Annotated in this window: 16 protein-coding genes and 2 rRNA genes; all 18 read left to right on the top strand. The window is 54.1% G+C overall.

Going from position 1 to position 14,656, the window contains the following annotated elements; all coding sequences use genetic code 11:
* Positions 1–246, top strand: a 23S ribosomal RNA gene (locus tag PHN51_00005); the annotation flags it as partial.
* 82 nt (positions 247–328) lie between these two features.
* Positions 329–445, top strand: a 5S ribosomal RNA gene (rrf, locus tag PHN51_00010).
* A gap of 90 nt (positions 446–535) precedes the next feature.
* Positions 536–2,149 carry a hypothetical protein gene (locus PHN51_00015; GenBank protein MDD2817164.1) on the top strand — a complete coding sequence of 538 codons (1,614 nt, stop codon included), beginning with the start codon at positions 536–538 and terminating at the stop codon, positions 2,147–2,149.
* Positions 2,150–2,239: 90 nt separating this feature from the next.
* Entirely contained in the window at positions 2,240–2,596 is a 357-nt protein-coding gene (locus PHN51_00020; protein MDD2817165.1) for a single-stranded DNA-binding protein, read from the top strand.
* Entirely contained in the window at positions 2,583–3,059 is a 477-nt protein-coding gene (locus tag PHN51_00025) for a hypothetical protein (protein ID MDD2817166.1), read from the top strand. Before PHN51_00020 ends, PHN51_00025 begins: the two co-directional genes overlap by 14 nt.
* Positions 3,056–3,862, top strand: a complete 807-nt coding sequence (locus PHN51_00030; protein MDD2817167.1) for an HAD-IIA family hydrolase — start codon at positions 3,056–3,058, stop codon at positions 3,860–3,862. Before PHN51_00025 ends, PHN51_00030 begins: the two co-directional genes overlap by 4 nt.
* A 4-nt stretch (positions 3,863–3,866) precedes the next feature.
* Complete coding sequence (locus tag PHN51_00035) at positions 3,867–4,298, top strand: hypothetical protein (protein ID MDD2817168.1); 432 nt, start codon at positions 3,867–3,869, stop codon at positions 4,296–4,298.
* The gene (locus PHN51_00040; protein MDD2817169.1) at positions 4,295–4,654 is read left to right on the top strand and encodes a hypothetical protein; all 360 of its coding nucleotides are present in this window, start codon (positions 4,295–4,297) and stop codon (positions 4,652–4,654) included. The genes PHN51_00035 and PHN51_00040 overlap by 4 nt, the downstream gene beginning before the upstream one ends.
* A 5-nt stretch (positions 4,655–4,659) precedes the next feature.
* Positions 4,660–5,496, top strand: coding sequence for a TlyA family RNA methyltransferase (locus PHN51_00045; GenBank protein MDD2817170.1), 837 nt, complete (start codon positions 4,660–4,662; stop codon positions 5,494–5,496).
* Positions 5,493–6,383, top strand: a complete 891-nt coding sequence (locus PHN51_00050) for an NAD kinase (protein MDD2817171.1) — start codon at positions 5,493–5,495, stop codon at positions 6,381–6,383. The genes PHN51_00045 and PHN51_00050 overlap by 4 nt, the downstream gene beginning before the upstream one ends.
* Positions 6,384–8,099: a DNA repair protein RecN gene (gene recN / locus PHN51_00055; protein MDD2817172.1), complete on the top strand. Its 1,716-nt coding sequence runs from the start codon at positions 6,384–6,386 to the stop codon at positions 8,097–8,099. It abuts the gene before it with no gap.
* Between the two features lie 14 nt (positions 8,100–8,113).
* Entirely contained in the window at positions 8,114–9,766 is a 1,653-nt protein-coding gene (locus tag PHN51_00060) for a CTP synthase (protein MDD2817173.1), read from the top strand.
* A gap of 8 nt (positions 9,767–9,774) precedes the next feature.
* Complete coding sequence (locus PHN51_00065; GenBank protein ID MDD2817174.1) at positions 9,775–10,464, top strand: NUDIX hydrolase; 690 nt, start codon at positions 9,775–9,777, stop codon at positions 10,462–10,464.
* Positions 10,465–10,466: 2 nt separating this feature from the next.
* Positions 10,467–11,378, top strand: coding sequence for a site-specific tyrosine recombinase XerD (gene xerD, locus PHN51_00070; protein ID MDD2817175.1), 912 nt, complete (start codon positions 10,467–10,469; stop codon positions 11,376–11,378).
* 57 nt (positions 11,379–11,435) lie between these two features.
* A complete protein-coding gene (locus tag PHN51_00075; GenBank protein ID MDD2817176.1) occupies positions 11,436–12,281 on the top strand; it encodes an AAA family ATPase in 846 nt (281 codons plus the stop codon).
* Positions 12,278–13,246, top strand: coding sequence for a segregation/condensation protein A (locus PHN51_00080; GenBank protein ID MDD2817177.1), 969 nt, complete (start codon positions 12,278–12,280; stop codon positions 13,244–13,246). Before PHN51_00075 ends, PHN51_00080 begins: the two co-directional genes overlap by 4 nt.
* On the top strand, positions 13,239–13,904 hold the full coding sequence (gene scpB, locus PHN51_00085; GenBank protein ID MDD2817178.1) for an SMC-Scp complex subunit ScpB: 666 nt from the start codon (positions 13,239–13,241) through the stop codon (positions 13,902–13,904). Before PHN51_00080 ends, scpB begins: the two co-directional genes overlap by 8 nt.
* Positions 13,904–14,653 (top strand): pseudouridine synthase, encoded by a 750-nt coding sequence (locus PHN51_00090; protein ID MDD2817179.1) that lies wholly within the window; start codon positions 13,904–13,906, stop codon positions 14,651–14,653. Before scpB ends, PHN51_00090 begins: the two co-directional genes overlap by 1 nt.
* Positions 14,654–14,656 lie beyond the last annotated feature (3 nt).

Here is a 14,656-nt window from a genome sequence, read left to right on the forward strand (position 1 = left end):
TACGAGAGGACCGGGTTGGACGAACCTCTGGTGTGTGAGTTGTTCTGCCAAGAGCACTGCTCATTAGCTACGTTCGGAAGGGATAACCGCTGAAAGCATCTAAGCGGGAAACCCGTTCCAAGATAAGATTTCTCACCGGGTTAACCGGGTAAGGCCCCCAGCTAGATGACTGGGTTGATAGGCCGGATGTGGAAGCATGGCAACATGTGGAGCTGACCGGTACTAATAGGCCGAGGACTTGCCTTTAACTTAACTTTTTTGTTCGCGTCCACTGTGTGGTTCCCGAGATTCGGTCGGGAACAAAGCCCAATTGAAATCTCAATAGAGTTTCGGCGGCCATAGCGAAGGTGAAACGCCCGGCTCCATTCCGAACCCGGAAGCTAAGACCTTCAGCGCCGATGGTACTGCACGGGAAGCTGTGTGGGAGAGTAGGACGCCGCCGGACAAATTTTGTGAAATGGCCACCCCTCGGGGTGGCCATTTCCATTTCTTCCCCAATGTAACTGCACACGTGTGTGTGCGAGAGGATCAGCTCATGGCAGAACGCAATGACCGCGGTGGAGCCCGGTCAAGTCGACCATCAAGTGGTGGCCGGTCAGGATCATCACGTCCAAGCAGTGGCGGCAGAAGCGGAAGCGGCCGTCCTGCATCCGGTGGTTCAGGGCGCCCAGCTGGAGGTCGTCCAGGCAGCTCACGTCCAACTGGTGGTTCCAAGTCATACGGATCCTCTGATCGTCCAAGTGGCGATCGCCGAAATTCAAGCCCTCGTTCAGGTTCCTCTGATCGTCGTGATGATCGTCCGCGTTCCTCAGATGCGCGTAGTTCGTCCCCTCGTTCCGGTGGTTATGCCCGGGCACCAAGCCGGGATCGTCGTGATGACCGTGATGATCGTCCGCGTTCCTCAGATGCGCGTAGTTCGTCCCCTCGTTCCGGTGGTTATGACCGGGCACCAAGCCGGGATCGTCGTGATGACCGTGATGATCGCCCGCGTTCCTCAGGTCCTCGTAGTGCAGCTCCTCGGTCTGGTTCTTCTGATCGTCGTGATGATCGTCCGCGTAGCAGTGCTCCGCGCAGCGGTGGTTATGACCGCGCTCCAAGTCGCGATCGTCGTGATGACCGTGATGATCGTCCTCGTTCCTCAGGACCTCGTAGTGCAGCACCTCGGTCTGGTTCTTCTGATCGTCGTGATGATCGTCCGCGTAGCAGTGCTCCGCGCAGTGGTGGGTATGACCGGGCACCAAGTCGCGATCGTCGTGATGACCGTGATGATCGCCCGCGCAGTTCAGCGCCACGTTCGGGCGGTTACGACCGCGCGCCAAGCCGTGACCGCCGCGATGAGCGCGGACGCCCAGATGGGCAGCGCAGCGACAATCGCAATACTTCGGGTCGCCCAAGCAATAACCGCCGCGACGACCGTGGCGCGCGCGAACAGGTCAACCGCCGTGACGAGGGTTATGAAATCCGCGATCCGCGCATCCCCGATGACATCACACCTGATGACTTCGACAAGGGGATGTTGCTTGAGCTTCGTTCCCTTCCAGAAGGGCTGCAGATTCTCGTTGCACGCCATTTAGTAGCGGCGGAACGCGCTATGGCCGATGACGATCTCGCTCTCGCAACAGAACATGTGAAGGCAGCACGACGTCGGGCATCGCGAATTGCAATGGTGCGCGAAGCATGCGGAATTGTTGCTTATCAGGCGGGTCGATTTGGTGAAGCCCTCACCGAATTGCGTGCCGTTCGTCGTATGAACGGCGGAGATCAATACATTCCGATGATCGCCGACTGCGAACGTGGGCTAGGCAAGCCGCAAAAGGCTTTGGACTACATCCGATCTATTGATACAAAAAAGATGGAAGCGGAAACTCGCGCAGAAATGATGATCGTTGCGGCAGGTGCACGTGCCGACTTAGGCGAACTCGATGCAGCCATCGTCACATTGCAAATTCCCGAGTTAACTCGATTAAAACCAGGAGACACCCGGGCACGTCTGCAATACGCCTACGCAATGTTGCTTCAAGATGCAGGCCGCAAGAACGATGCGCGCGAATGGATGGAACGCGCTGCTGGTTCTGACATTGATGGTGCGACGGACGCTGAAGAACAATGCAACATCATGGATGGAATTGAATTCTCTGACGAGAATTGAGTTTTCCACAGGTCGTGATTATGTGGGTTCGTATCCACCGATGGAAATCGGTAGGTGCGAACCCACACTTATGTGGCCACCATGTGTTTCATGACAAATATTCAAGATTTACACGGCATCAACGAGGTTCACCTCATCGGAAAATTAGGGCAGCAAGTCTTCACTAAAGAATTGCCAAGCGGCGATGAGATCACCACGTTCACGGTGATCGTCCCGCGCACGAGCAAACCTCGAGTCGGCAACCAGAAAGTTGATTCATTGGCTTGCCAAACACTTAAACCCGCAATTCGGACGAAAGTGGAATCGTGGCCAGTAGGTACTTGGGTTGAAATCCAAGGGGAATTGCGTCGCAGATTCTGGCAAAGTGGCAAAGGTCTAGGTAGTTCCACCGAGATTGAAGTGCGAAGTTTGGTTCGCGTGCGAGAATCTACGAGTGTCAAACGCTGATTCATTCACCAGTGATCATTCTGATGAGGTGTATTCGTGGTACCAGCGTGCGCGTGAACTGCTCGAAACCGGAAATCCGCACGCAGCACTTCTTTTGATCGATCGCATCATGTCGGCTGAACCGCAGTCGGCGTCAATCATGGAGATGTATGCCCGGGCACTGTTCGACACCTCAGACTTCCGTGCTGCGTCAATGGCATTCGATGTTTTGATTCAGTTACAGCCAGATAATGACTATGCGCACTTCGGCAAAGGCCTGTGCTTATGGCGAATGCAGCAGTTCATCCAAGCGCGCGACGAGTTAGGTATGGCTTCAGCCATGCGACCTGAGCGGCTGGAGTATGCCCGCGCATTCGGGCAAGTGAAGGCGACGCTTCGTGCTCGCATCGCTGACAACCTTCCACTCAATGGCCCCATTGAGAATCAGGAAAGTCTCAAACGAATTCTTGGTGAAGAGCTATGAGTATTGGTAATCACGATGTCTTGCTCTTTGATCTGGATGGAGTGGTGTACATCGGTCCGAATGTGGTTCCTGGTGCACGCGAAGGCATTTTGAGTGCCATTGCACAGGGTGCTCGGTGCGTCTACGTCACCAACAACGCTTCAAGAACAGCATCTGACGTTGCAGCGCACTTGCGCGAATTGGGAATTCCAGCAACTGAAAAAGACGTGGTGACATCTTCGATGGCTGGTGCCACGTTGGTGACATCGTTCGTTTCCTGCGGAGATGTTCTAGCCATTGGAGGAGAGGGCGTGGCAGCTGCATTACGTGAACGAGGATTTAATCCGGTTCGCACATTTTCGGATTCGGTCGTCGCAGTGATGCAGGGATATGGATCCAATGTTGGTTGGTCAGATCTTGCCGAAGCCACATTTGCCGTGCGCGCTGGTGTTCCATGGATAGCTACCAATCTTGATTCCACCTTTCCCTCGGTTCGAGGAATTGCCCCAGGCAATGGGGCCTTGGTTCAAGTAGTGGCTCAAACAGCTGGTCGAGGCCCTGATGCGGTCGCAGGAAAGCCAGAACCAGCCCTCCTGCACGAAGCGATAGCCCGCACCGGCGCCCGGAGCCCGTTGATGATCGGAGATCGCCTTGATACCGATATCGCAGCAGGGTCTCGTTTAGGTATCCCAACCTTGCTCGTTGGTACGGGAGTCGCCACCCTTGTTGAGGGCCGATCAGCTCAGGGCCAGGAGCGACCGACTTTTGTTGCTGACGACCTGACCTGCCTGTTACCCAACCAGGCCTGGGACGAAGTAGCCTGAACCCATGCTTAATGACCTGCGTGGATATCTGCAATTAGCCAATGGCCTCAGTGACGTCACCAAAGCCAAAGCTAAAGAAATTGCCATGGAGTTGGTGAGTCAAGGAATTCAACTGTCCACCAAAGCTCCTGACATCAAAGGTCAAGTGCAGGAATTGGCTGATGAATTGCTTTCAACGAGCCGAAACAACCGTGAGATGTTGCTCGGGCTGGTTACTTCAGAGGTAGACCGCGCTGTGAGTCGCATGGGTTTCGTTCGTGAAGATGAATTGGCCGCTGTTCGTCGTCATGTTCAACGTCTTGAAAAAGAAATCGCCGAAATCAAGAACATGAAAGCACCGGTAGCCGACAAGTCGGCAACAGTTCAGCCAGTCAAGAAGAGTGCTGCGAAGAAGTCACCGGCAACGAAGGCTGCAGTGAAGAAGGTTGCAAAGTGAGCGAAAATTTCGAGGAATTCGCCGATGATGTCGAAGCATTTGAATCTGAGCCATCTGATTTTGTACAAGGCGACACCATTGAAGTTGATGGCGTAGATGCGGCGCTGGTGGAAGAAATCAATCGCGATGAAATTGAAGCTGAAGTCGTTGAAGACTCCATTGATTCAGTCATGGTCTTGGCAGAACATGACAATGCGCTTGTGCTTGCCGTATGGGAACCCACAGGTGATGCTGAAGTAGACATCGCTCTTGAAGAACTCGCGACGCTTGACGATCGCGATATTCATGATCATGCCGAAGTGTTCACGTCTGTGCATGGTCGCTTGCATCAGCGACTATCTGACCTTAGCGCGTAAGTATTGTGGCGCGCAGGCGTCTTGACGCAGAACTCGTTCGCCGCGGATTAGCGAGATCAAGGGAACAGGCTCAAGAATTCATAAGTGCCGGTGTCGTAACGGTGAAAGGGGCTGTTGCGACTAAGGCGGCGACCCAAGTCGAAACGTCTGATCCGGTTGAGGTTGTCGTTGCCGAAGGTCATGGCTATGTTTCACGCGGTGCAGTAAAACTCAATGGTGCCCTTGATGCATTTCCTGCTGTCGATGTGACAAACAAATGCTGTCTCGACGCGGGCGCCTCGACGGGTGGCTTTACGCAAGTGCTACTTGAAAGAGGCGCAGCCAAGGTTTTGGCAGTCGATGTTGGGTACGGGCAATTGGCCTGGCCAATTCGTACCGATGACCGAGTCGTCGTGATGGAGCGCACCAACATTCGCACGCTGACTGCCGATGATGTCGAATTCCTGGCGGAGCTTGTCGTCGCTGATCTCTCGTTTATTTCATTGGCACTTGTGCTGCCAGCCATGGTGGCTTGTACTGCGAATAATGCAGATTTCGTCATCATGGTCAAACCCCAGTTCGAAGTTGGACGCGAGGCGGTTGGCGATGGGGTCATCAGAGATCCTCAGGTGCGCATGGGTGCGGTGTTGGCTGTGGCCGAGCGAGCAATTGCTTTGGGGCTTGGAGTAGCCGGAGTAGCCGCCAGTCCACTCCCTGGCCCAAGTGGCAATGTCGAGTACTTCCTATGGCTGCAGCGCGGGTTGGGCGCGAAGCCTGTGGATGAAGCCCCACGCCCGTCGTATCTACGAGATGATGACCTCCGTCAAGCAATCACCACGGCAGTTGAGGAGGGCCCGCAATGAGTGAAACGCGTCGCGCGCTGCTCGTGCTCAATACGCGCGCACCTCAGGCTCGTGAAGCAGCTGTAGGAGTCATCGCGGATTTGCAGGCTGCACACTTCCGGATGCAAATTGCCGCCGATGATGCTTTGGATTGGGGATCGGGAATCCCTAACGATGTTGACGTCGTTGCTGCGGATGAAACCGCAGCGAATGGGTGCGAGGTCGTTGTCGTGCTCGGTGGCGATGGAACGATTCTTCGCGCAGCTGAACGTGCACGAGCGGCAAGCGTTCCCATTCTTTCGGTGAATTTGGGTCACGTGGGTTTCCTAGCTGAAGCAGAGTCTGAAGATGTTCATGCTGTGACTCATGCAATCGTGAATCGTCGTTGGCATGTAGAAGAACGCATGGCGTTGGATATTCGCGTACTTGAAGGCGAGCGTGAAGTGTTGCGCACGTGGGCGCTGAACGAGGTGAGCTTGGAAAAAGCGACAGGCTCTCGCATGATCGACGTCCTCGTCGCTGTTGATGGTCGTCCACTTTCGCGTTGGGGTTGCGACGGTGTCGTTGCGTCCACTCCGACAGGTTCAACTGCTTATGCTTTTTCTGCTGGTGGCCCAGTGATGTGGCCAGAAGTCGAAGCGATGCTGATCGTGCCGTTAAGTGCTCATGCACTGTTTGCTCGCCCACTCGTGGTCGGCCCGTCAAGCGTCATTGTGTTTGAAATTTCCCATGAGTCGGCCTGTCTATTAGCCGCTGATAGCCGTCGCACTAGCGAAATTTCCGGTGGATCTCGCATTGAAGTGCGCAGAAATTCCAACCCAGTTCAACTCGCCCGCCTAGCGGATGCGCCGTTCACAGACCGGCTAGTAGCGAAATTTGCCCTGCCTGTCGATGGCTGGCGGGCGTAAATGATTACCGGTCTGCGTATTCAGGGGATGGGCGTTATTGATGACGCCCACATGGAGTTTTCTCCCGGTCTGACCGTAATAACGGGTGAAACTGGCGCGGGAAAGACCATGGTGCTGACCGGTTTGAGCCTGTTGGCGGGTGGCAAAGCTGAGAGTTCCATTGTTCGTCGTGGCGCGTCTGAGGCTTGTGTCGAAGGTAACTGGCTTGTAGCGTCGAACAGCGAGAAGTTGATTTATCGACTCCAAGATGCTGGTGCACCACCAGATATCGATGCAGATGCGGCCGAAATTATTTTGACTCGAACTGTGCCAACTGAGGGTCGCGGTCGAGCAGTAGCGTGTGGCCGCACCGTTCCGCGTTCATTACTTGAAGAAGTTTCGGGTGAATTAATAGCAATTCATGGACAAGCTGATCAATGGCAATTGCGGTCACCAGATCGTCAGCGCGAGATGCTAGATCGCTTCGCGGGTGCGCCATGTCATGACGCTCTACTGGAATTTCGCAGCGCCTTTCAATCATGGAAAGCCAGTGTTGCAGAACTTGAGGATCTCACTACTCATCGTTTAGATCGGGAACGTGAAGCTGAACAATTACGTATTGGTTTGGAAGAAATCAACGCGGTGAATCCTGAAGTGGGTGAGGATGAAGCGCTCGATGTTCAAGCTGCACGATTATCGAATGCAGGGGCGCTACTTGAAGATCTGACTCTTGCGCATGACACGTTAGTGGGAAACGACGTTGGTGACGGCGTTGTAGGCGACGTTGCGATTGCACTGAAAGCAGTTGATCGGCTGTCGACCATCGATGCCTCCTTGGGTGAAATACGCTTGCAACTTCAGCAGGTCAATGCACTCCTCGCTGATGCTGGTGCTGAAATGGCCAGTTACTTAAGTGACCTCGAGGCCGATCCAGCACGCCAAGCCTGGGTTGAAGAACGCCGCGCTGCCCTCCGGAAATTGCTGAAGTCATACGGGCCTGAAATTGACGATGTGCTGGTGTGGCGCACTGCAGCTGAGCGCACACTTTCGAGCCTGGATGGGGGAGATGAGCGTGTTGAAGAGCTACGTCAACTTATAGAAGTGAGTCGGCAGGGTGTGGTTGAAGTTGCAAGTCGGTTAACCGAAATTCGCAGGCATGCAGCCAATGAACTGGCGGATGCAGTGAGTCATGAATTGCGATCCCTTGCGATGCCTGACGCGCAGCTGGTCATCGACATCGCTTCGAGCGCGAATATTGAAGACTTCAATAGCAATGGGTCAGATGCCGTTTCATTTCTGCTGCGACCGCACCCAGGTGCTGACCCTGGGCCGGTGACCAAAGCAGCCTCTGGCGGCGAACTCTCGCGCGTGATGCTGGCCATTGAAGTAACCATGGCAGGCCGCCATTCGGTGCCCACCTTTGTTTTTGACGAGGTCGATGCCGGCATTGGAGGGCGCACAGCGGTTGAAGTGGGCCGGCGCCTTGCAAAGTTAGCCATGGAAGCTCAGGTCATTGTGGTGACCCATTTGCCGCAGGTCGCAGCCTTCGCCGATCGTCATCTGGTCGTTGAAAAGTCCAGCGATGGGGTCATCACGGCGTCCAGTGTTAAGGATGTGACGGGAACACATCGGGCCGCGGAACTCGCGCGCATGCTTTCGGGCCTCGATGAATCGGATTCGGGCCTGGCACATGCCGAGGAACTCCTTGCCATGGCAGCGGCAGAGCGCACTCGCTGATAGTCTGGTCTTCCATGAGTGCCCAGCGCCAAACCAAGCATCTGTTCGTTACTGGAGGCGTCGCCTCTTCACTTGGCAAGGGGCTCACTGCCTCAAGTCTGGGTAACCTCCTGAAGTCACGTGGCCTTCGCGTCACGATGCAAAAGCTGGATCCGTATCTCAACGTTGATCCAGGAACGATGAATCCGTTCCAACATGGTGAAGTGTTTGTCACCGATGATGGCGCGGAAACCGACCTAGACGTTGGTCACTACGAACGCTTCCTTGACACCGATCTACACGGTTCTGCAAACGTCACGACGGGTCAGGTTTATTCAAACGTGATCGCTAAGGAACGACGTGGCGAATATTTGGGCGACACCGTCCAGGTGATCCCGCACATCACCAACGAGATTAAGTCTCGTATTCGTCGAATGGCTGGGCCTGACGTTGATGTGGTGATCACTGAAGTTGGCGGCACCGTTGGCGATATTGAATCTCTGCCATTCCTCGAGGCGATTCGCCAGGTACGCCATGAAGTTGGTCGAGATAACACGTTCTTTCTCCATGTATCACTGCTGCCTTTCATTGGTCCTTCAGGTGAATTAAAAACAAAGCCAACGCAGCATTCAGTTGCGGCTCTTCGCAACATCGGTATTCAGCCAGATGCGATTGTTCTTCGTGCTGATCGCCCGGTTCCATCGGCGATTAAGCGCAAGATCTCATTAATGTGTGACGTGGATCTTGAGGCAGTAGTTGCGGCCACTGATGCGCCAAGCATCTACGACATTCCAAAGGTTCTGCACGCTGAAGGTCTTGATGCCTATGTTGTGCGTCGTCTTGATTTGCCATTCCGCGATGTTGATTGGACAAGCTGGGACGCGTTGCTCAAGCACGTTCATAGTCCAGCGCACGAAGTCAATATTGGGCTTGTCGGAAAGTACATTGATTTGCCTGATGCCTATCTTTCAGTTACTGAGGCGCTGCGTGCCGGTGGTTTCCATCACAGTACGAAGGTGAATATTCATTGGGTAGCTAGTGATGATTGCGCAACTGAAGCTGGCGCTGAGCAAGCTATTGGGCATTTGGATGCAATTTGTGTTCCTGGTGGATTTGGTGTGCGTGGGCTTGAAGGAAAGCTTGGTGCATTGACGTATGCACGCACGCATGGCATTCCGACCCTTGGTTTATGTCTTGGATTGCAGTGCATGGTTATCGAATATGCGCGAAATGTTGCTGGTCTCACTGATGCAAATTCACTTGAATTTGATGAGTCAACTCAACATCCTGTTGTGGCAACGATGGCCGATCAGCGCGATGTGATCTCAGGTGATCGCGATATGGGTGGCACGATGCGTTTGGGGCTTTACCCAGCGAAGTTACAAGAAGGATCAGTCGTCGCTGGCGCCTACGGTTCTCCGTATGTTGATGAGCGCCATCGTCATCGCTATGAAGTCAATAACGCATATCGACCACAACTGGAAGAAGCTGGTTTGGTGTTTTCTGGTACTTCGCCAGATGGTCGCTTAGTGGAATTTGTTGAGCTACCCGCTGATGTTCACCCGTATTACGTTTCTACCCAAGCTCACCCAGAATTCCGCTCGCGTCCAACACGCGCGCATCCACTATTTGCGGGTCTTGCAGCAGCCGCACTGGTGCGTCAGCAGCAAGCAGCAGTCACCGCTTAGTTGAAGCAATGACTGACGAACATTGGAATGGACCGGTCGCCGATGGTGGCGGGTCTTTTCCAATTGTGAATTCGTCTGCCCAGTTCGAGGGCAAGGTGTGGAGTATTCGTCGTGACACCGTTGACTTTGATGGTCGTTTAATCGAACGCGACATCGTTGTCCACCCAGGTGCGGTTGCAGTGATTGCGATTGATGATCAAGACCGCGTTCTTTTAATTCGTCAATATCGTCACCCAATTGCTACATATATTTTTGAACCCCCTGCTGGGCTACTTGATGTAGCAGGCGAAGCGCCGGAAATCACCGCTCAACGTGAACTTGCTGAAGAGTCCGGTTACCAAGCACACAGATGGCACACGCTGGTTGATTTCTTGAATTCGCCGGGAGGGTCGAGCGAAGCAATTCGCATCTATCTCGCGCGCGATCTGCACGAGCTTCCTGGAGGCCGTCCGTTAACTGGTGAAGCCGAAGAAATGTATCTGCCCCGCACGTGGGTTGATCTTGATCAAGCAAAGGATCTCGTGTTGTCCGGAGCAATAAGCGGACCTACGGCGGTAGCTGGAATATTGGCGGCCTGGGCGTACCGAGAGCAAGGCTGGCGTGGTCTACGCGATGCACGTGAACCATGGGTCATGCGCGATGCCCTGGTACATGAAGGCCGCATCCCATTGAATTTCAATAAGAAAGATCAGCACTAGTCGTGCAGATCGATCGCGAAATTAGCGGATACCTCAATCACCTTGCTATCGAGCGGGGGCTTGCTGCAAACACGTTAAGCGCCTACCGCCGTGATTTGGCCAGATATGCACAATGGTGTGAATCGCGAGCACTACTCAGTGCACAGTCCGTTTCGGAAACCGATGTTTCTGATTTCGCTGCCTCACTACGAGATCCATCCCTTGGGGTGCCCCTTGCTGCATCCAGTGCTGGGCGAACGTTGATCGCCGTGCGAGGGTTTCATCGCTTTGCCGTTGATGAAGGTATGGCTACTCAAGATCCAAGCCACCTGGTGACGCCTGTATCAAGTGGTAAGCGACTTCCCAAAGCCTTGACCATTGAGCAGGTCAGCGCTCTATTGGAGGCAGCCGGAAACATTGACACTCCAGGTGGACTGCGAGATCGATCCCTCGTGGAACTCCTGTATGGCACGGGTGTGCGCATAAGTGAAGCCATTGGCATTGATCTTGACGACCTCAACATCCCGGATCGTTCAATCGTGGTAACGGGCAAGGGAAACAAGCAGCGGCTGGTGCCCTTAGGCGACTTTGCCATCACTGCCCTGGAGGAGTACTTCGTTCGTGGCAGGCCGGCCCTGATCATGAAAGGCAAGGGGACACCCGCAGTATTCGTAAATGCGCGTGGATCGCGGTTATCTCGACAGAGTGCCTATGCGGTTGTAAGCCAGGCCGCGGTTAAGGCCCATTTGGACGTAGAAGTCAGCCCCCACACTCTTCGACACTCCTATGCCACCCATTTGCTCCAGGGTGGGGCAGATGTTCGCGTGGTGCAGGAGCTCCTGGGCCACGCCTCGGTCACGACCACGCAGATCTACACCGCAGTCACAGCCGACACGCTCCGTGAGGTGTATGCCACGAGCCATCCGCGCGCTTAGGCCTTAGCCCATTAGGCTGGGGCGTTGGTTCGTGAGTGATTGTCGAGAGGGATGGCCATGAGTTCGGAAGAGCAGTCAGCAGCCGCATCGGCGCCTGCCGCAGTCTCAATTCCTGAGCCTGCTCCATTGACCTCGCACGGCCCGGCCCGGGTGATCGCCATGGTCAATCAAAAAGGTGGCGTAGGAAAGACCACTTCCACGGTTTCCCTGGGAGCAGCCCTTGCCGGCTACGGCCGCAAGGTCCTCCTCGTGGATTTCGATCCACAGGGTGCACTGTCAGTCTCGTTTGGCGTAAACCCAAATGAAATGGATCTGACGGTCTACAACGTTTTAACGGATCATGAATGCAATGTGCGCGATGTCGTCATTCATACAGACGTTGAAAACCTGGATCTACTTCCCAGCAACATTGACCTCTCGGCTGCCGAACTCCAACTGGTAAGCGAGGTTGGTCGCGAGTACGCACTTGGTCGCGCCATCGCGCCCCTCATGGCTGAGTACGACATTGTCTTGATTGACTGCCAGCCATCGCTTGGCTTGCTTACTTTGAACGCTTTAACAGCAAGTACCGGCGTCATCATTCCCATGGAAACTGAATACTTTGCCCTTCGCGGCGTTGCGTTGCTTCAAGACACCATTAACAAAGTCAAAGCTCGCCTGAATCCAGGACTCGTCATTCTTGGTGTGTTGCCAACGATGTATGACCCCCGCACCTTGCACAGTCGTGAAGTACTTCAAACGGTGCAGCAGGCTTTTGGCGATCAAGTATTTAAGACCGCAATTAATCGCACAGTGAAGTTCCCTGATGCAGCAGTTGCTGGTGAGCCAATCACTCAATTCGCTCCGACCAGCTCAGGTGCCGACGCATACCGTCAATTGGCGCGCGAGGTATTAGCCCGGTGACCGGGACGCAAATTGCGCAAGAAGTCGTAGAGCCTGACGAATCCGCGCCTGAGATTACTTCGACGCAAGCACCCGCTCCTGAAGGGTTTTCTGTTCGCGTTGGTGATTTTGATGGTCCGTTTGATTTACTGTTGTCGCTTATTTCAAAACACAAACTTGAAGTTACAGAGCTGGCTCTACACACAGTTACCGATGAATTCATCAAGTACATCCGCGAACAGGGAAAAACCTGGGATCTCGATGAAGCAAGCAGCTTCCTCGTAGTTGCAGCTACCTTGCTGGATCTCAAAGCAGCTCGACTATTGCCAAGCGGTGAAGTTGAGGATGAAGAAGATCTCGCACTACTGGAAGCGCGCGACCTGCTGTTTGCTCGTTTGCTCCAATATCGGGCATACAAGGAAGTATCAGCAATATTTGCTGATCGCATGGCGAATGCCAATAAGCGTTTCCCTCGTACGGTTGGTCTGGAAGCGCAATTCTCGGCGTTACTACCAGAGGTGCTGTTGGGGCTAGGCCCGGACCAATTCGCTGCACTGGCTGCGAAGGCGCTGGCGCCAAAGCCTGTTGAAGAAGTCGGTGTCGGGCACATTCACGTGCAAAAGGTCAACGTGCGTGAACAAGCACAAATCATCATTGATCGATTGCGCCGGGTACGCACGAGCACGTTCCGCGCACTCATTGCAGACTGCGATACGACCATGTTGGTTGTTGGTCGATTCTTGGCATTACTTGAGCTTTACAGGGAAGCTGCGGTTGCCTTCGAGCAGATCACGCCACTTGGTGATCTCACCATTCGTTGGACGGGCAACGACACTGATGAAATCAGAGTCACCGATGAATTTGATGAGGAACGTCCCATTGATCTCGTGGCGCCAGTTGCTGAAGCCGTATCCCAGGCTGAAGCCCATGAAATTCAGGCAACTGATCTCGATGAAAGTGACATGAAGGAGCAAGGCGATGAGTGACGTGCAAGAAGACGTGCAGTCCAACGAGGCTGTCCTTGACGAAGGCATTCAGGAAGAACTTGACGCGACGGATGCCGCCGAAGAACCTGAGGAACTAGGTGCTCCAAGTCTTGCTGCGGCTATCGAAGCGTTGTTGTTGCTCGCAGATGAGCCAATGAGTGTTGTTGCATTGGCTCAGGCCACTCGTCAAACCACTGATGAGGTTGAAGAGACCGTTCGCGCCTTGGTTCGGGATTATGACGAAGCAGTACGTGGATTTGAACTTCGAGAAATTGCTGGTGGATGGCGTTACTACACGCGCGCTGAATGTTCGCCTGTTGTTGAGCGCTATGTACTTGACGGTCAACAAGCTCGTTTGACTCAGGCTTCGCTTGAAACCTTGGCTGTGATTGCATATCGCCAGCCTGTTACCCGAGGTCGCGTCGGCGCTGTGCGTGGAGTCAATGTTGACGGTGTGATTCGTACCTTGGTGGCTCGTGGCTTGATCGAAGAAGCGGGTCATGAAGAAGAGTCACAGGCAATTCTGTATCGCACAACGTCGACCTTCCTTGAGCGTCTTGGTATTGCATCACTCGATGATCTCCCACCGCTTGCTGAACATCTTCCTGATCTTGCCGATCTTGAAGATGTTCTCGATTCCGTTGCTTTTGGTGACTAATGACTGAACAGCAACCTGAGCTCGATACGGAACTGCGGTTACAGAAGGTTCTAGCGAAAGCCGGTATCGGTAGTCGTCGTCGATGTGAGCAGTTAATCGAAGAAGGTCGGGTAAGTGTTAACGGCAGCGTTGTCGAAGAACAGGGCATGCGCATTGATCCAACGACGGCAGTCGTTCACGTTGACGGCAAGCGAATTCCAACGGCACCCGACAATATTGTGTTAGTGATGAACAAGCCTCGCGGCGTAATTACGACGATGGACGATGAGCAGGGCCGCCCATGTGTTGGTGACATGTTGGCCGATCGCCCTGAGCGTGTGTTCTACATCGGTCGGCTCGATGCTGATACCGAAGGTTTGTTGCTCTTCACGAATGATGGTGAACTTGCCAATCGTGTGGGTCACCCTGCGCACGGTGTTGATAAGACATATGTCGCAACGGTCGAGGGCATGGTCACGCAGCAGACTTTGCGATTACTCAAGAGCGGCGTGGAGTTGGAAGACGGTCCGATGAAGGTGGACGCAGTTCGCATCATTCAGCAGGCTAAAGACCGCGCCATGGTGGAGTTAGTGATTCATGAGGGTCGTAACCGTATTGTGCGGCGCCTGATGGACCACGTGGGCCATCCCGTTATTGATTTGGTGCGGACCCGCATTGGGCCCTTGTATTTAGGCAACCTCAAGCCAGGTGAGGTCATTGAGCTCACGGGATCGGACTTGCACGCCCTCTATACGGCCGTTGGTCTGTAGGCT

The organism is Candidatus Nanopelagicales bacterium (genome assembly GCA_028687755.1).
Taxonomy (GTDB): domain Bacteria; phylum Actinomycetota; class Actinomycetes; order S36-B12; family S36-B12; genus UBA11398.